The following is a 20,730-nucleotide window of genomic DNA, read 5'->3' on the forward strand; positions in this document are numbered from 1 at the left end:
CGGTTCGTGCCGGACTCATGCGTTGAAAGTTGGTGCCGGCGTGTGGTCGAGGACCTACACGTGGTGTGGGGATTATGACCCTTGTATCCGAATCCAGTATCGGCTCCGGCCGAGAGTCTCCATCGGGTCTGGCTCTTAAAAGAGCGTCGATCGGCCAAGCGGCACACAGATCGCGATAGGTGGCCGATTTCTGCGGAGGCTTCGGCGTCGAAAAGTTGTCAGGCCCTGTCACCCTCCGCTCTACCGTTCAGGTGAGCGATCCGCTTGTCGATGCTGGCGACTCGCACAGACTCGGGTCCGTGTTCGGCAGCGACGCCAGCTCGGAGTTGCTGGTACTCGACGAGGGCTTCCTCGGTTCGCCCTTCAGCTTCGTGCATCGCCGCGATCAGGTATCGGACTTCGTAGCGACGGTCGTGTGCTTGATCGTCGTGCTGCCGGGTTGCGTTATGCAGGTAGAAGATTAGATGAGGAAGTGCCTTGTTGGGTTCGCCGAGAGCTGCATGCGCCGAGCCGGTGAGAAACGCACAGTCGAGGCTGAAGTAGCCGTCGGGCTCGTATTGACGGACTTGCTGGGCGACGAACTCCAGGTGCGATATCGCTGTTCGGAACCGGTTCGCGAAATACAGTGCAGTGCCAAGGTAATGACGAAGGACCAAAAGGTTCAAGGAGCCGGCACGCCGCTCGGCCAAAGTGTTTTCGAGCAGGTCAATCGCCTGCTGAAATTGTTCTTGTCGAAAGAGTTCCTGGACCGCAGCCTCCAGTAAATCGAACTCGGCACGGCTGAGAGATCGACCCGGTTGTGGGGTCGGACGGGACGCAGCGAGAGTCAGCAGCGGGCTGCGGAACTGGCGAGTGGGGTCCCGATGACCGCCGGTTGTGCCCTCAGCCGCCGCCCAGGGCCGTAGCGCGTCGTACACGCCGTTGGCGCTTGGGCGCTTCCGAGGGTCGACAGACATCATGGCAGTTATGAGCTCGTCGATTTCGGCGGGAACATTGGCCCGGCGGGAAGCTGCGGAAGGGCGGGGCGAATTGTGGTGCTGCGTACGGAGTGACCGACCGTCGGAGTGGTGGGGGAATGGAGGATCTCCGGTGATCGCTTCGTAAAGGACGCATCCCAGCGAGTAGATATCGGCGGCTGGGGTGACTGGTTCCCAGTTGAACTGCTCGGGCGACATGTACAGCGGGGTGCCTACCGTTCGATCGACCTGTGTCAGGCGGGGCAGTGTGCCGGCTCCTCGAAGCAGGGCGATCCCGAAGTCGAGCGTCTTCACGGTACCGTCGTCGAGCACCATGATGTTGGTGGGCTTGATGTCGCGGTGAACGATGTCGGCGTTGTGGACGCAATCGAGGGCGGCGGCCACTTGGGCGCCGACGGCGGCGACCCATTCCACGCTCGGTAATGTCTCGGCGAAGTCAGTCTCGAGGAGGTGTGCCAAGGTGGCCCCGCGCAGCAGCTGCATCACCAGCCACTGTCGACGGAGCCCGTCCTCTTCCTGACCGGTGTCGAACACGGCTGGAATGCCTGGATGCTCAAGGGCTGCCATGGTCCGTACTTCGCGGACGAACCTGGTTCGGTCGGCTTGCTGCTGATCGAAGATCGCCGCATTCTCTGGGCTATCTGCGGCAATGTCGCCTATCTTCAGAAACTTGATCGCGACCGGCCGGTCGAGGCGCTCATCGTGCCCGTAGAGGACTTCGCTCATGCCGCCCCGCCCGACGACGCCTCGCACCCGGTAGCGCTGTGCGAGGAGCCATCCCTCGTCGTCTGTCACCCTGATTCCCTGCTCTGTCTCTTTGGTTTAGATCAGCTTTCTGCAGTGCCTTCAAGGGTGTCGCGTCGCATCGCTTCTCGCAACCGGTTCAGCGCTTGCTCCCGTACCGGAGAGGTGAAGATTCGGTACGCCTGCTTCGTCGCCTCTTCCTTATAGACCTTGCGGAACTCGTCGTTGTCGAAGTAAAGCTTGGCAAACTGCAAATTCCGCTCGGCGTTCTCAGCGACTACGTCATCCAGCGCGCCGTCGACTACCTGGGCGAACCGCTCCTCGTCGTTCATCAGGGCGATCTGTTCCATCGTGGGGTTCTTCACGATGCCCGCGACCTGCTGGAAGAAGAGGATCTGGTCCGAGGTGCCGAGGTCGAGCCCGAATCGATCGTTGAGCTCTTCGATCACCTCCGCCAGGGGGCGCATTTCCGGCTCGCGGTATCCACCTCCGTCCGCAGCGTGACCGCGAATGTCGCGGTCACCAGTTGGCTTCAGGGAAAGGTTGTGCCGACCTGTCTCGAAAAGTCGGTAATGCGTCAGCCCTGGGTTGCCGATGTCCACGGCCACCGACGGACGCCCAGGCAGCCGTCTCAGCAGTACCTGGCCGTATTGGTAGAGCCGTTCGAGGTCCTCGTCACCCCAGTCGACGACTTGGGCGATGAGGCTATAGGCGGACAGGTATCCCGCCAGTTCGCCGCGGAAGCCTTCACGTTCGTCGTCGGTCTCAAGAGCTACGAAGCGGTCCACCGCGGGGGTGAGGAAATTGTGCAGCTGTGCGTGGAGCCGGGCTTCGGCCGCTGGTGTCAGATTGCCTTGGACCGCCTCGGTCAGGGCGCGCATGAACGCGTCCATCTCGGACGTCACCAGAACTTGGTAGGCCATCACCAGCCGCTGCTTCTGGTACAGCACATCCGCATCGGCAGGTTCGCTGATGGTGGTCTCATACCAGTCCGAAAACGCTGCCTTGATGGCATCTACCTTGTTGACGAAGTCGAGGATCCGCACATCTTCTTGCTTCTTGAGCGGGTGGATGCGGTTCAGGCGGGAAAGCGTCTGGACCGCTGCAATTCCCGTTAGTGCCTTGTTGACGTACATGGCGCACAACAGCGGTTGATCGAAGCCGGTCTGATACTTATCGGCCGCCACCAGCAGCCGATACTCCTCCTGGTTGCGTGCCGCGGCCTGCTGGTCATCTGCCTTCGTGTACGCGAACTTTGCCGGCAGTTGGAGTTCGGAAAACCCATTTAGCGACGACTCCGAATGCTCGAGCTGAGCTTCTTCATCCTTCAGCTTGCCGGAGAATGCCACTAGGGTTCCGCAGTCGGTGTATCCAGCCTTGGCGATGAGGGTTTTCATCGCCTGATACAACTTCAAGGCTTCTTCCCGGCCGCCGGTAACCACCATCGCCTTGGCGCGGCCATCCATCCGCCACGCGATGTTTTCCCGAAAGTCTTCGATAATAAGCGCAGCCCGTTGACCCAGCGAGTACGGGTGCAGTTCGGCATACCGAATGAGTTCCCGCCGCGCCTTCGGCGCGGCGACGTCAGGGTTGGTCAGCTGGGACTGTCTGTTGTCAATAGCAGCGTTGCGCAGCCGCCACTTGCTCCGGTACGTCAGATAGTTCGCGAGCACATCGAGGATGTAGCCCTCGTCGATGGCCTGGCGCATCGAGTACACGTGGAAGGGTACGTGCATACCTTGCTTGCCGGTGTGCGGGTTGCGCCGCTGGCGATCGAATGTCCCGAATAGCTTGAGCGTCGCTGATTTCGGTGTCGCCGTGAAGGCGAAGTACGACAAGTTTGGCTGCTTGCCCCGCACACGCGTCTGGTAGGTCGTCTCGTCTTCGTCTTCCTGCCGTTCGGCATTGGAGCCGACCACTCTTTTCAGGTTCATCGCGAACTTACCGCCCTGCGACGAATGCGCCTCATCGATCACGATTGCGTACCGCAGATGCGACAGCTTCGCGCTGATCTTGTCCAAGACGTAGCCGTACATCTGCGACGTGGAGATGACGATTTTCGACGCCGAGTCAGACAAGGCTTCCCCCAACGCCTTTGAATCGGTCTCGATCTTGCGTACCACGCCAGGCGTGTGGTCGAACTGGTAGACCGCCTTCTGTAACTGCCGATCCAGCACCACGCGGTCGGTGATCACGATGATCTTGTGGAACACCTGCCGATTGTCGGCATCGAACAGGTTCGACAACCGATGAGACAACCACGCCAGTGTGTTCGACTTCCCGGAACCGGCCGAATGCTGGATCAAGTAGCTGTGGCCGACCCCATGGTCGCGGGCGTGGGCGACCATCTCGCGCACAGCATGCCACTGATGGAACCGAGGGAAGATCCGGGGCAGGGTGTGTGGGTCGACCTTCACTCCCTTTTTGTCGGGCAATTCGACATGCATGAACCGTTGCAGAATCTCCAGCCAGTTGTCCCGCTGCCAGATCTGGTCCCACAGATAGGCCACGGCGTGCTCATCACCCACTGCCGGTGGGTTTCCGGCTCCGCCAGAAACGCCTGGGCCTTCGGTACCCATGTTGAACGGCAAGAACTGTGTCGCCGCACCACGAAGGGCGGTCGTCACGAACGCCCGATCTGGGTCCACCGCGAAATGCACCAACGTTCGCTTCGCGAAGAACAGCTCATTCGAGTCGCGCTCGCGGTACTGCCTGATCGCGTCATCCGCATTCGTGCCGGTACCCGGGTTTTTGAGCTCGGCCGTCGCCGTTGGCAACCCGTTCACGAACAGCGCCATATCCACCGACTGCTGTGGCTTCCGCTTGCTGAAGTACACCTGCCGTGCCACCGTCAGCACGTTCGCCTGGTATCCGTCGAGCGCGTCCGCCGCCAACGTGTGACCCGGCCGGAAGTAGGCCAAAGTGAATGCGATGCCGCGCTCTTTTACTCCTTGCCGCAACACATCCAAGATACCGCGTTCGTTGATCTCCACCGCCACCCGACGCATGAGCCGCTTGCGGGCCTCTGCTTCGTCACCGCCCTCGCCCTCGACGAGACGTTTCCACTGTTTTGGCTGCGTCGTCGAGATGAAGCGGAACAGCTCGCGGGTGTGTAGTCCGAGTTCGGCGTCGAAAGCCCCTTCAGGTCGGGACCATCCGTTAGCGAGCAAGACCGCCTCACCTGCGTTCTCGAACGCTACTTCCTTTGCTGCTCTTGGGATCATGCGGCACTTTCCAACTTAGGAGAAGGACGGACGAGCGGTGGTGACATCGAGCTGGCCGGAAACGGCGGCGGTAATCAGCGCTTGGCGGCGCTCGGCGAGGAGGGAGAGTTGGCGGTCAATGGCGTCTACCGCACGATCTACGGTTGCGTTTGATTTCCTAATCTCGTCAACAATTCGTCGTTGATTATCCAATGGCGGCAAAGTAATACGCAATGCCTGGAGATCCGGCATGTAAATAGTCTTGTGGGTCGACCCTATGGCCAGTCGTCCTAGTAAATCATCACGCATCGCGCGCAGACACCAGAGCAAGTAGTACGGATCGAGATTGGGACCGCAAGTCCAAGTTACGAAGTCTTGGCTGGTTGCCATTTCCGTTCCCATTACTGCGGAGTATCCTGCGGAGGCGGTGCGGCAGAGGACAACCGTTCCTCGGGGATGCAACTCTGCGGCGCTATTTTCTAGTCCAATTTTGCTGATGCACTCGCGCGTTTCCGTCAGCACTTCCCGGCGATCATCGCGGACTTGACTGACCTCCCCGGTTGTGATCCATGGAATATCACAGTTTTGCCACCACTCCGGCTTCGACCTACTGGGGGTATGACCGCTCCCAATACGTGCAACGTAACCGACCTTCACACTCCGCCAACTAATCGGAATTGTCGCCACCCATGCTAGACCGGACGGCTTCCTCTCGGAACTGTCTACACCCGTGACAGCTTCAAACACCCTGGTCGCGCGTCGCTCCAGCAGGGCCGACCGAGCCAATACCTGAGCTTCGGCCAGGGAAGATATTCGCGAAATTTCATCCTCCAAGAAATCGGCGATTCGACGCTGCTCTTCACGCGATGGCAAAGCTATGCGCAAACCGCGCAGTTCGTCGTTGTCGATCTCGATCTGCGATGGCCGGACACCTCGGGACATTCGCCCGTATTCGGTGGCGTAGACTTGCGACCGAAGGAGCCAATTAAGATACCGGGGATCTTCAGAATGATTTGGCCTGAAACACAGGTAATGTCCCGAAACAATGCCTCGCAGCGTCGATATTCCGACTGACCCCTGCCATGCCTTCATTCGGTTCACGACGAGCCATCCATCATCGACTAACTGGTAAATGTTCCTATTTTCAGCCGTCTTGTTGAAGTTGTCGTCGCGTCCATCTTTCTTAACCACGCCGTGTGCCCGATAGACGCTAAGCATGTCTTCGTCGGGGTGCCCGACATCTTTAACGCGGTCAAACAAAGACCACAGCGGAACATCTCGCCAATGCGCTGGCCACTGAATTTCGATCGGCAGATTATTGAGCCTGCTCATCCGGTCACCTCACCCAGCAGCTTCTGGATCTTGCCCTCCAATTCTCGCAACTCCGCGTCGATCTCCGCCAGCGGCCGAGGTGGCGTGTAGACGTAGAAGTGTCGAGTGAAAGGGATCTCGTACCCGACTTTTGTTTTACTGTGGTCGATCCAGGCGTCAGCTACATGTGGAATTATCTCGCGGACGAAATATTCGTCGATATTCTCGTCGAGCGGAATGTTCTCGTAGTCGCGCAAGTCGGGGTCGGGAAGTACAGTACCGTCCTGCTTCGTCTGAACTTCTCCGTCGGGATCGGAGACTGATACAGCCGCCCAGATAGCCTTCAAAATCCCCGCAGGCTTGGGCCATGGGGTTGCATGTTCAGCTGCGGCCTTGTGGAGAGCATTGGTCGCTTCCTTCTTCGTCCACCAGACGGCCCCGACATGGGGACGCAGGGCCTCGATGAAATGGTCGCGGTCGGCCCACTTTTCGAGAGGTTTCGAGTAAGCGAGGGCGTCAAGTGTGTCCTCGGTTATTTCGAAGCGCAGCTTTAGCGGGCGTTCGACCGTGATGCGGTGGTAGCCGAAGTCACGGGTGCGGAAGATCTTGACCTTTGCGTGGCTGGGATGTTTGGGATCGGCGGCGATGTCTAGGGCGTGGCCATAGAGCTGTGAGATGTGTTCGATTTGAGCCTTGCTGATGCGCTTCCGCTTGTCGCCCATGGATTTACGCATCTTCTCCCACTGGTCACGGGCGTCGAGGAGGATCACCTTGTCTCGGAGCCGGGAGGGCTTGCGGTTGGACAGGATCCAAAAGTAGGTGGAGATGCCGGTGTTGTAGAAGAGCTGATCCGGCAAGGCGACGATGCCTTCGAGCAGGTCGTTTTCGAGGATCCACTGGCGAATTCGGGATTCACCGGACTCGGCGGCACCGGTGAACAGTGGAGAGCCGTTGAAGACGATGGCGAGCCGGGTCCCACCGTTCTCGGCGGGTTCCATCTTGGAGATCATGTGCTGAAGGAACAGGAAGGAACCGTCGTTGATTCGAGGCAGGCCGGCGCCGAAACGGCCAGCATGGCCGATTTCCTCCTCGCCCCTGATGAAGTCTTCTACCGTCTTCCACTCAACGCCAAATGGGGGGTTGGCGAGCATGTATTGGAAGGCCCTGTCAGGGAAAGCGTCCTGGCTGAATGAGTTTCCGTAATGGATGGTGCCGCGCTGGTTGCGAATAAGCATCTCGGATTCGCAGATCGCCCAGGCTTCCGCATTGATCTCCTGGCCATGGAGGTACAGGGTGGTCTTGGCGTTGTAGCTGCGAATGTGGTCGGCGGCGGCGTGAAGCATACCGCCGGTGCCGCACGCGGGGTCGAGGATGTTGATGACCTGTCCCAGTCCTGAGACGGTGTCGGCGTCGGGCGCGATGAGCAGGTTCACCATGAGTTCGATGACCTCGCGGGGCGTAAAGTGTTCACCCGCGGTTTCGTTGGAGTCTTCGGCGAACCGCCGGATGATGTGCTCGAAGACGTAACCCATGTCCTCGTTGCTGAGCTTGCCGAGGTCCGTCATGTCCTTGAATTGGGAGTGGACTTGGTACAGCAGTCCTGAGCTGGCGAGTCGGGTGATCCGATTGTCGAAGTCGAATCGGTCCATGATCAACCGCACATTCGGCGAGAAGCCCTTGATGTAGTCGCGGAGATTCAACGCGACGTTCTTGTCGTCACCACGGATAGTTTCGAAGTCCTGTTCCGAGGTGTTGTAGTACGGCAAGCCGGACGCCTGCTCGAGCATCTTCTGGTTGTTATCAATACCACTTGTCGCCTTCGCTTTGGCGCGGACGGCGTCGCGCGTGGGCGCCATGATCGCGTCGAGGCGGCGCAGCACGGTGTAGGGCAGGATCACCGACCCGTACTCGTGGCGCTTGTAGTGGCCGCGAAGTCGGTCGGCGATGGACCAGACGCGGTTGGCCATCTGCTCATGGGTGGGTCCGGATGTCACGGTGTTCCGTCTCGCCTTCGGTTCGGTTGGTTCGATCAGTGCTGCTGCTGCCCAGGGGAGGTGGATTCGGGGACAACGCGCCCACGGTAAGACCGTGTACGGCCTGGTCGATCACTGCGTTGCCGACCTTGGCCAGCGATGTCAAAACCTGCTTGAGGTCCTGCAACTGTCTGAATGTGTTGCCGTAGCGGCGTTGCTCAGCGATCGGCAGGCGCGGAATGCGGCATCTTCGTAGGTCGTCTCGGCTGATGGCGCCGAGGGTGTTGGCAATAGGTACGGCGTTGGAGTCGGTGCGGATGAACATCGCCAGGAAATGGGCGTCGAGCCTGGTCGGGTCCGTTGTGACGACGTAGGCGATGCCAGGATCGTCGACGTCGGTCTCGGTGGCGACGATCGGGGGACGGTTCAAAGTGCGGATGAGTAGGTCCCCGGCTTGCGGGTCGGTTGCCTTAGGGCGGATGCGCAGTGTCCCGGACCGTTCGAGTTCGGCGAGACTGACATAGGCGTGTTTGAAGGGGGCCGATGACGCGGCGAAACAGGGCAACTGATGACCGAGAGTGTGGTGGAGGGCTTGGAGTCGGTTCATCGCCTCGGTGAGATCGGCCGCGTTCGCTTCACCTCGGGGAGGTAGATGCCGAGACGGCAGCACGTTAGTGTCGCCATAAAGCAGCTCCACCGCCGAAACTGTCGTGGAGACTGCTGGGTCGTTGCTATCGAATAAGCCCTGCCAGGCCGCATGATCTTGTGGGACCTCAGCGGGGTCGGCCAGGTGGGTGAGGTCGATCAGACGAATGTCGTGGCGCTCGGTGGGGTCGTACGGCCGCTGCAGCAGCCACAGACACGGCGGCATCTCCGGATTGCCACCCAATCCGACGGGTAGCGTGATGACTGCGCGCAGGATTCCTGCTCGGATAATGGCGGCGCGTATGGCTTGCCCGGACGGTTGGACACACGTGCGCGGTGACACGGCCACAATACCGACCCCCTGGTGTCGCAGGTGGGCGTAGCAGCGTTGGACCCAAGCCAATTCGGTGTCCCTGGCACTGGGTACACCGAATTCCCAGTGGGGGTCGTCGGGTGTCTCGAGCGGGGACCACGGCGGCGGATCCGGCGGTACCACGCAGACGACAGCTGCAGCGCGTCCCAGGTAGTTGCGGAACATTGTGCCGCTCAATGCGTCCCCGATCCGTATGTCGTACGGCGGTCGGATATGGGCCCGCAGCGAGTCGGCAGCATCACGTGCATCGGATTCAGTTGTAGCTTGTCCGAGAACAGTGATTCGGTTGCCGAATCGTTCGGCGACCGCCGTGAGAGGTGTCTTGCTACGGCACGCTGGGTCGAGCACCGCGGCCATCGCCGCGCCTTCGGCATCCTGGGCAGCAGTGGCGCGCGGCAGCAGCGCTGCCATTACTCGGCCCAGCAACTCCATAGAATCGAGATCGGTCACCGTACGATCTGCCGGGAGCTCCTCGATGCGTTGAGTGCCGGTGTCCGTTCGGCCTGCAGTCGCCAGCTGGTCAGCCTTTCCCGTCTGGATCAGCCAGTCCAGCACCTGCCTTCGCGAAAACAACGGGCTCGCGGCATTACCGCCGACAGGGCTCGGGAAGTCTGGGTATCGCTTGCGCCAGTTCGACACCGCCGCGCGCCCGACCCCCGCCAGGCGCGCGATAGCGGCGGCGGTGATCTGTTCCAGCTCGGCGTCCACGTTGCGTGACCATACCCCTCCGCCGTTCACAGGGCAAAGAAGTTGACTTGGTTCACGACCAGAGATTGACGAGATCTGTGAACTTTGTTGACTCAGTTCACAATTTTAGCGTACTGTCTCGGCGATGTCTCCGCGGTTCTGTCCGAATCGCGCGGAGCCTCTACTCGCTTGATCTCGTCAATGTTGCCGATCAGGAGGACATTCGCGCATGGTTATCGATGACAGTCGGACGCGGACTCGTCGCAGGTCTGGGCCGAGGACCCACACGATGACGCTGCACCGGCTGCGCGGCGACCGTTTCGACAGTCACGAAGACCTACGGGCCTATGTCCGTCCGGAAAGTTTCGATCGAGAGGGCGTCAGCTGGCGCTGGGTCTACATCGAGGGTCTTACTGCCCTGCTGATTTCCGGAAGCACTCCACCGACGGATGCAAGCTGGTGTGGCGCGATGGGCTCGGTGACCAGTTCGCCAGTCGACGAGCAGACCCAGTCGGCGTTTCTGGTGCTGCTCATACGGACGGACAAGGCCGTCTACGCGGTCACCTGCGGCACGGGGCACTGGATGATTCCACACGATCGTTTCGATCCGGGTTTCGGCCTCGAATTCGCTATCCGATGCCTCGATGAAGGCCGAATCACCAAGGTGCGCCGGCATTTGATGGATGCTCGGGGCCGCGTCGATGAGAACTCCATCCTCGGCGGCGGGTCCATTAACGGGTTCGGGATGGAGCGATTCGGCGAGATCGTCAGCCGAATCGCAGGTCGAATCAAGGATGTGCCGCTCACATTCAGCACCGGACGTAAGCGGGCCACGTTGGTGTCGGCCGGCCCGTCGTCCCTGACGTTGCGGATGGGCACCGCACCAGCGGACTTTCTTCAGGATCTCCTGCAGATCGAGCGGGTGTGTGAGCGGGATAGTCGGCTGCCTGAGTTCGACTTCATCGCCCAGATCCGTCCGGTTGACCGCAGATCCGACCAGGCTCGGCGTCTCGACGAGAAACTCGACGCCATGCTCGGTGCCGGCGAGCTGGGCTCGATCGGTCTAGTGGTGCCCAGCAGCTGCTATGAACACTACGAACATGCGGAATCGTTCTGCGTGACAACAGGTCCCGCGACGTTCCATAAGTCGGAAATTGCTGTCGGCGATCTCGTCGCATCGGTGCGTCGACGGCCACCCGGTACTCACTTGTCGGCGCTGCGCCAGGCATCGGTCACGATGTTCGAAGACGGGCATGCGAGCCACCCTCTGGGTGGTCCAACCCGCGCCGACTACTGGCTCACGGCCGAACTCGTCGACGCTATCGTTCACCACTTCTACTGGCAAGGCGACTGGTACGAGATCGGCGCCACCTACCTCGACGTCATCGAGCGCCGGATTGCCGAACTCCTCGGACGGCCCACCACTGTCAGCATGCCGCTGTGGCCGAGAGGGGCGACCGAGTGGACATATAACCACGAATGTGTTGCCGCCCAAGCCGGTTACGTGGCACTCGACAAAGACACCATCCACACCAAACGACTCCGAGGCGGGGGACTGGAGATCTGCGACGTCATCGGCCCGGAGGGCCAGCTGATCTGCGTGAAGAAGGTGGCGCGGACCGAAGCGGTGAATCACCTTCTCGCGCAGGGCCGCGTCTCGGTGGAAACCCTCCGATATGACGCTGCCGCCCGTGAGAAAGCCATCGCGAAAATCCGTGAGCTGGCGCCCGAACTGGAGCTGGACACCTCTTTCACCTCCCCGAGGTTGGTCTATGCGATCTTGCTGGACAACAACAAGCCGGTGACTACGGATTCGTTGTTCGCGTTCGCGAAGGTGTCCTTGGTGCACACCGCGACGGTGCTGCAGGCGATGGGCATACGGCTGGAAATCGTCTCCCTGTCTCGAGGACGGTAGGCGAGTGTCCCTCGACCGTGCTGACCTTGACGACGCAGGCAGCCGCGCTCGCCATGGTTCTCCGGTGTCCAGCTGGTACTTCGACTGCGAACGTGCGCTCTCGGTACATACCCTGCAGCCGACTCTCGCCTTCGCTAATACCCTTACCATGTGCAGCCCATTCGCCGTCAGCGAAGCGTACGTGCCCGGTGGAGTGCGCTTCGTTCCGAGGCCAGTGGCGAGTGCGATGAGTTTGCGGTCATCGTAACTAAATTCGGAATTATGGTGCCGCCATCCTGCGAGGGGTGGTATGTGTTGGCGACCCGCTGGTGGAGGAATCCGGATTTTTGGGTCGACGACGGCGTGGGCGTGGCCGGACGGGACCGAGGTACAGCGACCGCGCAGGCCTCGCCCGCCGCCCAACGCGCCGTCGCGTACTGGCGGGGCCGCAGGCTGACCGACTTAGGCTGCGAGAACCGCGGCCCTGGCTGAGCCCAGCACCCAATGATCTGGTGTGAAGCCGCGAGCGCGTAGCGGCTGGAAGGATTCCAGCACATGAAAGCGGGATCGGTTTGTGCTCGACGTTGCCGAGCTGATTCTCGGTTCCGGATTGCGGCCGGGCCAAGCGTTGGCCGCATCCTGGGGCCAGTTCGACCTCAAGGCAGAATCGGCGACGTTCACCATCTCGGCGACTTGTGTCCGGCTCGAGAGCAAGCGGATGATCGGCCAGGAGTTGGCGGAATCCGATGCCGGGCCCGGGTTGTCGCGCTCCCCGAGTTCACGATCCAGATATTGCAGCGACTGCAATCTGAGCCGATGCACGGGCGATTGTGTGCAGTGAAGGAGCTTCGCGAGGTGGGTGGCATCGTGGCGGAGGTAGAAGACAAGATTTCGCTCGTCTTTTCGGGACAGGACGGTGTGCTACGCGATCCGCACAAGTTCAACCGGACGTGGCGCGATGCCCGGAGAACCTTGTACCGGGACGTCTCCTAGTTGTTGTGGGTCGTGACGTTGGTGACAGCTGGCCAGGGGTGAGCTGAAGGGGACGGATCTTCCGGCGGCAGGATGGAAAACGCCAATCCTCCGTCCGTTCGACCGGAAAGACCCGTCCGTGACCCACCGTAACGCCCCGCTGACCATCGAAGGCCGCCGCCGGCTGGTGCAGCGTTGCCAGTCCCGTCCGATCGCGCACGCCGCCGCCGAGATGGGCATCTCCCGGCAGTGCGCGAGCAAGTGGGTGAACAGATTCCGCCGCTATGGCGAACTCGGCCTGCTCGATCGCTCCAGCGCCCCGCACCGGTCACCGACAGCTACATCGGTGCAGGTGGTGGCACGGATCGAACAGATGCGCCGCACCCGCAAATGGTCGGCTCGCCGGATAGCACTGGAACTTGCTGTTGAGGGCATTCCCGTATCGGTGCGCACGGTTGGCCGGCATCTGCTGCGTCTGGGGCTCAACCGGCGCCGATTCCTGGATCCGGCGGGTCAGAACAACCGGCTCCCACGCCGCATCATTGCGCGTCGGCCCGGGCACATGGTGCACGTCGACATCAAGAAGGTCGGCCGGATCCCCGACGGCGGCGGTTGGCGCGTCCACGGCCCAGGATCGGCCCAGGACAAAGCCGCCCGCACAGCCAACCGGCGCACCCGGCCCGGCTATGTCTTCCTGCACACTGCGGTCGACGGCTACTCGCGGCTGGCCTACACCGAAGCATTGCCGGACGAGAAAGCTGTCACCGCGATAGGTTTCGTGTTCCGGGCCAGGGCGTTCTTCGCCGCGCACGGCATCACCAGGATCGAGCGGATCGTGACCGACAACGGCTCCTGCTACAAAGCTCGAGATTTCGGGAAGGTGCTGCTGGGTGCCCGGCATCAGCGGATCACGCCTTACACGCCACGGCACAACGGGAAGGTCGAGCGCTACAACCGGATCCTGGCCGAGGAATTCCTCTACGCACGCGAGTGGACCAGCGAAAACCCAACGCACCCACGCGCTCAGCGTCTGGAACATCCACTACAACTACTATCGACCACACTCCGCCGCCGGAAACCAGCCACCAGCCAGCCGCCTCCACACCGGCGTCACCAACGTCCAGGCCTCATACACCTAGTACACGTTCTGGAAGACCGTCCACGTTGATCGCCGAGGCGTCGGACTCGAAGACAGCCGCCAAGCGACTACGACACTCTCACGCGGGGATCACCGAGCGGCACTACACTGCCTCGCTTGAGCAGCACCGGACTCGCTGGAACGGGGGGTTTCGGCGTCGCTAGTTGACGGACGATCATTTGACGCCGAATTCTTGGCGTAGTCTTGGTGACGGTCCGCTAGAACGGCTGCAATGAAGAAGCCCCTGACCAGAATTTCCTGGTCAGGAGCTCTTTTGCTCCCCCATCTGGACTCGAACCAGAAACCTGCCGATTAACAGTCGGCTGCTCTGCCAATTGAGCTATAGGGGATTGCCCTCGGCTCGTCCGGTTGGTATCGGGCGGGCCGAGGAGAAACTCTAGCGTATCGCTGGGCGGGAGCCCAAATCGCGTCGCTACCTGCTGTCTTGTCCGCTGGAGGTAGGGTGTCGTCACCCGGTGTCCGGATCGACAGGCGTGTGGGGCGTCGGGCAGGATGGGGGCGGCGAACTGGCAACTGGGAGGAGCACATCGAGATGCTGCGGTTGATCATCGGCGTGGCGGCCGGCTACGTACTCGGCAGCAAGGCCGGGCGGGCTCGCTACGAACAGATCAGCGCCGCGACCCGCGCGCTGACCGAGAGCCCGGTGACCCGCAAGCTCGTGCTCGTGGGCAGGCAGAAACTGGCGGACAAACTCAGCACCCGACCCCGCCTGGAGCCGATGGAACCGATCGATGAGCGCACCACCGTCCTGGTGCCGCACGACCAGCTGCGCCGCTGATCACACCCGCTCAGGCCCCGGTCGCGAAGTCCCCGTGGCTGCCCATCGCCTGGGTGAGCAGGCTCTTGCGGTACTGCTCGAGGGCGACGAGGTCGCCGAAGAGGGCTAGGTAGGCCTCCGGCTGTTCGGTCGAGGAGATCCGCTGCAGCCTGGACTTGAGCTCGGCGATCTGCCTGCCCACCCAGGCTTCCTGGGTGCGGGCGAGAACGCCGGAGACGAAGCGCGGGATGTCGGACTCCGACTTCACCGGCAGCGGCTCGGCGGCGAGTTCCGAGAGCAGTGCGCGCATGGTCAGGTCCTCGGTGCGGTCGGCGACGGCGTTGACCCATTCGGCGCCGCCGAGCCCGGCCGCCGTGCCGCCCGCCTCGGCGATCAGGCCGCGAAGCACCGCGTAGGCGGGGTGGGTGAAGGCTTCGGCCTCGAGCGCGTCGAAACCCGCTCCGGCCATCGCCGGATATTGGAGGGCGGCCGCGAGCACCTGGCGCTGCGGCAGCAGGGTGGGATCGTTCGGATTAGGCCGCGCGGCGGGATGTTCGGCGACCACCTCGCGGGGCGCGGGCGTGCGCACCGTACCGGTCCGCCCGCCGCCGTTGCGATGCCGCTTGGCTTCCTCGCCGACGCGGCGCACGACGGTTTGGATGTCGTCCCAGCCGACCCATCCGGCCAGTTTGGTGGCGTAGGCCTTGCGCAGGGCGTTGTCCTTGATCTGCGCGACCACCGGTACCGCCCGGCGCAGCGCCTCCACCTGCCCCTCCGCGGTGTCGAGGTTGTGGTCGGCCAGCAGGCCGCGAATCACGAACTCGTACAACGGGGTCCGGCGGGCGACCAGATCGCGCACAGCGGCGTCACCGGAGTGCTGACGCAGTTCGCACGGGTCCTGCCCGTCCGGCGCGATCGCGATGTAGGTCTGACCGGCCAGCTTCTGATCCCCCGAGAAGGCCTTCAGAGCCGCCGCCTGGCCCGCGGCGTCGCCGTCGAAGGTGTAGATGATCTCGCCGCGCCAGAAATTGTCGTCCATCATCAGGCGGCGCAACAGGGCGAGATGCTCGTCACCGAACGCCGTGCCGCAGGAGGCGACGGCCGTCTTGACCCCGGCCAGGTGCATCGCCATGACGTCGGTGTAGCCCTCGACCACGACCGCCTGATGCCCCTTGGCGATCTCGCGCTTGGCGTGATCCAGGCCGAAGAGCACCTGAGATTTCTTGTACAGCAGAGTTTCCGGCGTGTTGATGTACTTGCCGGGCATGGTGTCGTCGTCGAAGAGTTTGCGGGCGCCGAACCCGATGACGTCGCCGGACAGGTTGCGGATCGGCCACAGCAGCCGCCGGTGGAAGCGATCGATCGGGCCGCGCTGACCTTGCCGGGACAGTCCGGCCGCCTCCAGCTCCTTGAAGTCGAACCCCTTGCGGAGCAGGTGCTTGGTAAGGGTGTCCCACCCGGCCGGGGCGTAACCGCAGCCGAATTGATGCGCGGCGGCGGCGTCGAAGTTGCGATCAGTGAGATATTTGCGCGCGGTTTCGGCTTCCGGCTCGCGCAGCTGGGCGACGTAGAACTCGTGCGCGGCCGCGTTCGCCGCGACCAGCCGGGACCGGGTGCCGCGGTCGCGCTGCACCGAGGTGCCGCCGCCCTCGTAGTTGATGCGGTAACCGATCCGGTCGGCCAACTGCTCGACCGACTCGACGAAACCGACGTGCTCGATCTTCTGCAGGAAGGCGAACACGTCGCCGCCCTCGCCGCAGCCGAAGCAGTGGAACAGGCCGTGATTGGGTCGCACGTGGAACGACGGCGACTTCTCGTCGTGGAACGGGCACAGGCCCTTCATGGAGTCGGCTCCGGCGCGTTTGAGCGCCACGTACTCCCCCACCACGTCTTCGATCCGGACGCGCTCGCGTATTGCCGCGATATCGCGATCAGGAAGTCGTCCGGCCACGGCAGAGAGTCTAGGCGAAGGCGGGGCCGACGCGCCCGGTCGGCTCCACACCGCGATTTCCGGCGGCCCCGCCCGCCGGCGCTCACGGGCGGTCCAGTTCCGCGCGGATCGCAGCGACCGTTTCGGCCAGACGCGCCTGGTGAGAGCCCTGCCAGTAGATCCGGCCGCAAGCGCGGCACTGCCGGAAGGTGTCGTAGTAGCGGCGGGTGAGCGGTTCCAGGCGGTCCTCGACCTCGGCCTTGCCGACCTCGGCGACGACACCGCCGCAACGCAGGCAGCGGGTGAACGGATCCAGGCACGCGACGAGGTCGAGCCGCCGGATCAGCTCCACGACCTGGTCGACCGGCCGGTCCGATCGGATGTAGACGCCGTGGGTGACGGCGCGGCGCTTCAACAGCCCCCGGTCACGGGTGAGCAGAATCCGATGCTCGGCCGCGGACGCTTCGGCGAGTTCGGCGTCGCCCGCCTCCCAGTGGCAGTGCACGTCGAGACCCAGCAACCGCATCAGCTTGGCGAGACCACCGAGATTCACGTCGGCGAGGAAGCGGGGCTCACGCAGCGGATGCGGGCGGACCAACGTCACCCGGCCGATGTCGAGTGTTTCGAAGACGGGATACGCGGTGATCCGCGCGCCGGGACGCGGGCGATGGTCGAAGTCGACCGGTTCTCCGTCGGCCAGGATCAGATCGATCTCGGTGTGCGGAATGCCCGCGGCCTCGATGACGTCCTTGACCGTCTGGTGCGGACGGCACGGCCGTCGCAGCACGGTGTAGCGCTCGCCGGGCCGCAGGAAGTCGTTCAACTCGGCGTAGACCCGGAGATCGACGCTCATTCGACGAACAGCGCCATCGACGCCGTGAAGCCGTGCAGCGCGTTGCGGCCCGCGATGGGCCCGATCTCCCCGGCGGCGAAGAAGCCCGCGAGCGGGATGCCGTCGAGCAGGTCCTCGATGGTGGTGGCATCGTGGTCGGCCACGCCGAACATCCTGCGGCCGCGTCCGTTGCAGGTGAACAGCAGGGCGCCGGCCGGAGGTCCTGGCAGGTCGGTGCGCGCCCGCGCCAGCGCCGCCCGCAAGTCGTGGTCGGCTCCGATCGCGTCGCGGACCTGGAATTGGACGGTGGTGCCGACTTCCACGACCTCGCCCACCTCGATCGCGCCGCTGGCGGGATCGGCGCCGAGCAGGCCGCGGATCAGGAAATCGCCCTGCCCCGGCTCGACCAGATGCTCGTCGACGACGAAGCCGATCTGCAGGCCGCGCGCCATTTGTTCTTGCTGGTCGGGGGGCAGCACGGCGACGATCTGGCGCAGCCGCTCGATCGGAGGCAGGCCGCCGAGCCCGGTGATCACCGTGCCGTCCGCGCCGGTGACGGTGTAGGGGTAGCCGATCGGACGACAGCCCTGGGACACGATCGGCACGTTGTGCAAGCCGGGCAGACGCACGCCGACCGCGCCCGATGTCACCACGGCATGATCGCGGAACAGGCGGCTGCCTTCCGGGCCGTGGCCGCCGCTGACCAGCCCGCCCATCACGATGGTGCCGGGCAGGTCGGTGTTCACGTACTCCAGCAGCAGATCGGCCGGGAAGGAGTATGGGTCGGGTAGCAGCAGGTGGAAATCGCGCGCGGCCTTGTCGAAGCGATAGCCGGCGAGCAGCCCTCCGCTGGCCGTGCGCAGGAAGTCCAACTGGAAAGTCTCGGCGGCGGGCAGTCCGGAGGCCAGCCACACCGCCACCGCGGGCTCGTCCTCGATCTCGCGGCGGCCGGCCACCACCGCTTGGGCCACGCATCCGATCAAGGCGGGCACCCGGACCGTCCGGTGGACGCCGGAGAGCACCTCCACGGCGTCGTCGGTGTGCGCGCGGGACGCGAGCAGCACAGCGAGGGACGGCGCCGCGCCCGCGAGTTCGTCGCGGGCGCGTGCTGCGGCTTCCATGCCCGCTCGCCGCGCTTCCGGCGCGGTGGAGAGCCCTACTCCGATCCGCACCCCTCCATGGTAGCCAACCTGGGGAAATAGCGAATTGCTCTGTCGCACAATCGGTTTCAACGGTACCGCGCCGCCGTTGCGTCAGACGGCCCGAAGCGCAGGGCTCAGACCAGCGGTTTCCCCGCTCCACGATGGGAGCGCCGAAGTGGCGGGAAGGTTGCGAATGGATAGCTGTTCGGCCGCAGTGGGCGCATCATCCATGCTTCCCAGCCCGGAGAGGTCCAGAGGATCTGAGCGACAATGGCCGCAACCACACTCTGTTCTCGGTCGACCGAGATCAGGATGTCGGCGCAGGCCGGCGCACCGCGGCAAGACCTGATGAGGACAGGCGGGAGACATCGTGAGTCAGCCGTCGCGGATCGACACAGGTGAGCTGCGCGCGATGGTATCCACCTTGGAGCGGCTCATTGCCGACGCTTCCCGGACGGTCGGCGAACTGAAAGCGGCGATCGCTTCCGCCGAAGGGCTCGTCGGCGGCGACCCGGTCGATCATGCCGCGGCACCGCCCGTCCTGGCGCACGGACTGCTCGCACCGGAAGCACCGGCCGAGCCCGAGCCGAAGGCGAGGCCGACTCCATGGTCCCGGAAGAACCAGGAGACGCCCTGGTCCAGGCGTGTGGTCCGACCGTGCCCCACGGTGCCGAGCACACCGGTTCACGTGGCCGCGCCCCGCGGGATCGGCGTCCCGGCAGCGGAGTTGTCCGCACCCGCACGTGGACCAGCCGCGGGTCGCCATTCGGACTTCCAGCCCGCGGGTCATCGAGCCGATGCCATCGATGAGCCGGTCTCGGTCCGGCGCGCCGTTGCCGCTGATGGTCCTCCACCCACCGTCACCGCCGCTTCGGCGCCGATCCGGGGGACAGACCGGGGCGAACACTCCGCGCTTCGCCGTCGAACCGATGCCGTAACCGCCGGACGGACGGATACTCCGGCCGGCACTGCACACGACGTCGGAAGAGCGCGACCCACCGAGGACCTCACACAGATCGAGACTCCGCGCCACCAGGTGTCTGCTCCGCGTGCCGCCGTCGGCAGTCGCCCACCTCGCCCGCACCTCGACCCAGCCGACTCGCCACCGCTCGTGCGGCCGGCGACCCGCGCACCAGGTCCACGCAGCGGGTCGGCGCCGGACGAGCCAACTGATTTCACCGACGCCTCCGCAGCGGCCGATTCGGTAAGCGCCGCCGCGGAGGGACACCAGCCCTCGTCGCGGTGGACCGATGCCCGAGACGCGCATCAACCCATCCAGCAGGCGGGTGCCACACACCACCCGACACCGACCCGTCAGGACACGCCATTCGGCGAGGACGACTCGGTACCCCACCCACCGACGGCCCTTGCCGAGCAGACGCCGAACCCGCCGACAGCCACCACACTCCGTCCAGAGTCCATCCCCGAGATCGACTCCGAGAGCCATCCCGCAGCTGAGCGGCAGACAACCTCAGACCAGTCGATCGGCGACGCGAACCTTCCCGGCCGCCGACCGATGATCAGTGCCGACGACTCGGTACCGCACTCTCAGACCACCGCTGCCGAACAGGAGGCACCCGCCGAGGCATCCACCACGCACCTCCCCGAACCCTCCCGCCAGATCGACGCCACAGACCACCCCGCAGCCGAGCAGACGACCTCGGCACCCGATCACCCGAGCGGCGACGCGAATCTCTCCCAGACGACGATCAGCACCGGCGACTCGGCAGACGACCCGACGACGGACGCCGCCGAGCAAGCGCCATCCGCCCCGACAGCTACCGCGCCACGCTCCCAGCCCGTTCCCCGGATCGATGCCACGGACGATTCCGCGGCCGAGCAGCGGGCGGGCTCCACGCCCAGCGATGACGAACCCGTATCGCGGCAGCAAGCCGGTACCGTGCCCGTCTCAGCCCCTCTTCCGTGGCTCGATGCTCTGCGCTTTTCCTGGCTCGACGCCCCGAACGGCCCACAGACCAGCGCGGGAGCGACGGACACCGCGTCGGGCCACGAGACGGGACCGCGCCCGCATGCGATAGAGGCAGACAGCGTCGCCCAACAGTGGAGCAGCACAGACAACTTCGAAGCCAGCAGGGGAACCGGCCACCCGGCAAGCGGCGGACCTGCCAAT

General features: G+C 63.7%; 11 protein-coding genes, 1 tRNA gene and 1 pseudogene. 3 read left to right on the top strand and 10 right to left on the bottom strand.

The window, feature by feature from the left end:
- Positions 1-218: 218 nt before the first annotated feature.
- The 5 genes from NB3_RS12160 to NB3_RS12175 are packed head-to-tail and all read right to left on the bottom strand — an operon-like array spanning position 219 to position 9,934.
- A complete protein-coding gene (locus tag NB3_RS12160) occupies positions 219-1,772 on the bottom strand; it encodes a serine/threonine-protein kinase (RefSeq protein WP_244891871.1) in 1,554 nt (517 codons plus the stop codon).
- A gap of 32 nt (positions 1,773-1,804) precedes the next feature.
- The gene (locus NB3_RS12165; RefSeq protein ID WP_067801149.1) at positions 1,805-4,945 is read right to left on the bottom strand and encodes a type I restriction endonuclease subunit R; all 3,141 of its coding nucleotides are present in this window, start codon (positions 4,943-4,945) and stop codon (positions 1,805-1,807) included.
- Positions 4,946-4,960: 15 nt separating this feature from the next.
- Positions 4,961-6,256: a restriction endonuclease subunit S gene (locus tag NB3_RS34070; RefSeq protein ID WP_218020569.1), complete on the bottom strand. Its 1,296-nt coding sequence runs from the start codon at positions 6,254-6,256 to the stop codon at positions 4,961-4,963.
- On the bottom strand, positions 6,253-8,202 hold the full coding sequence (locus NB3_RS12170) for a type I restriction-modification system subunit M (RefSeq protein ID WP_067801377.1): 1,950 nt from the start codon (positions 8,200-8,202) through the stop codon (positions 6,253-6,255). Before NB3_RS12170 ends, NB3_RS34070 begins: the two co-directional genes overlap by 4 nt.
- Before the next feature lie 4 nt (positions 8,203-8,206).
- Positions 8,207-9,934 carry an N-6 DNA methylase gene (locus NB3_RS12175; RefSeq protein ID WP_067801152.1) on the bottom strand — a complete coding sequence of 576 codons (1,728 nt, stop codon included), beginning with the start codon at positions 9,932-9,934 and terminating at the stop codon, positions 8,207-8,209.
- A 268-nt stretch (positions 9,935-10,202) separates the two neighbouring features.
- Here NB3_RS12175 and NB3_RS12180 point away from each other — a divergent pair, with 268 nt between their 5' ends.
- Both NB3_RS12180 and NB3_RS12190 read left to right on the top strand, forming a co-directional pair.
- A complete protein-coding gene (locus NB3_RS12180) occupies positions 10,203-11,828 on the top strand; it encodes a DUF6119 family protein (protein ID WP_218020571.1) in 1,626 nt (541 codons plus the stop codon).
- 1,090 nt (positions 11,829-12,918) lie between these two features.
- Positions 12,919-13,918: pseudogene (locus tag NB3_RS12190) on the top strand (IS481 family transposase).
- A 276-nt stretch (positions 13,919-14,194) separates the two neighbouring features.
- Here NB3_RS12190 and NB3_RS12195 read toward each other — a convergent pair.
- Positions 14,195-14,267, bottom strand: a tRNA-Asn gene (locus tag NB3_RS12195).
- Between the two features lie 203 nt (positions 14,268-14,470).
- On the opposite strand from NB3_RS12195, the gene NB3_RS12200 reads away from it, so the two are divergent.
- Complete coding sequence (locus tag NB3_RS12200) at positions 14,471-14,716, top strand: hypothetical protein (protein WP_039796811.1); 246 nt, start codon at positions 14,471-14,473, stop codon at positions 14,714-14,716.
- 10 nt (positions 14,717-14,726) lie between these two features.
- Here the strand turns inward: NB3_RS12200 and dnaG are convergent, their stop codons facing one another.
- The 4 genes from dnaG to NB3_RS34995 form a co-directional block, all read right to left on the bottom strand.
- Positions 14,727-16,646, bottom strand: coding sequence for a DNA primase (gene dnaG / locus NB3_RS12205; protein WP_067801159.1), 1,920 nt, complete (start codon positions 16,644-16,646; stop codon positions 14,727-14,729).
- Positions 16,647-16,728: 82 nt separating this feature from the next.
- The gene (locus NB3_RS12210; protein ID WP_067801162.1) at positions 16,729-17,478 is read right to left on the bottom strand and encodes a Mut7-C RNAse domain-containing protein; all 750 of its coding nucleotides are present in this window, start codon (positions 17,476-17,478) and stop codon (positions 16,729-16,731) included.
- On the bottom strand, positions 17,475-18,629 hold the full coding sequence (locus tag NB3_RS12215; RefSeq protein WP_067801165.1) for an FIST signal transduction protein: 1,155 nt from the start codon (positions 18,627-18,629) through the stop codon (positions 17,475-17,477). Before NB3_RS12215 ends, NB3_RS12210 begins: the two co-directional genes overlap by 4 nt.
- A 277-nt stretch (positions 18,630-18,906) precedes the next feature.
- Entirely contained in the window at positions 18,907-19,122 is a 216-nt protein-coding gene (locus NB3_RS34995) for a hypothetical protein (RefSeq protein ID WP_157111753.1), read from the bottom strand.
- Positions 19,123-20,730: the final 1,608 nt, after the last annotated feature.

The organism is Nocardia beijingensis NBRC 16342 (genome assembly GCF_001612785.1).
Lineage (GTDB): Bacteria > Actinomycetota > Actinomycetes > Mycobacteriales > Mycobacteriaceae > Nocardia > Nocardia beijingensis.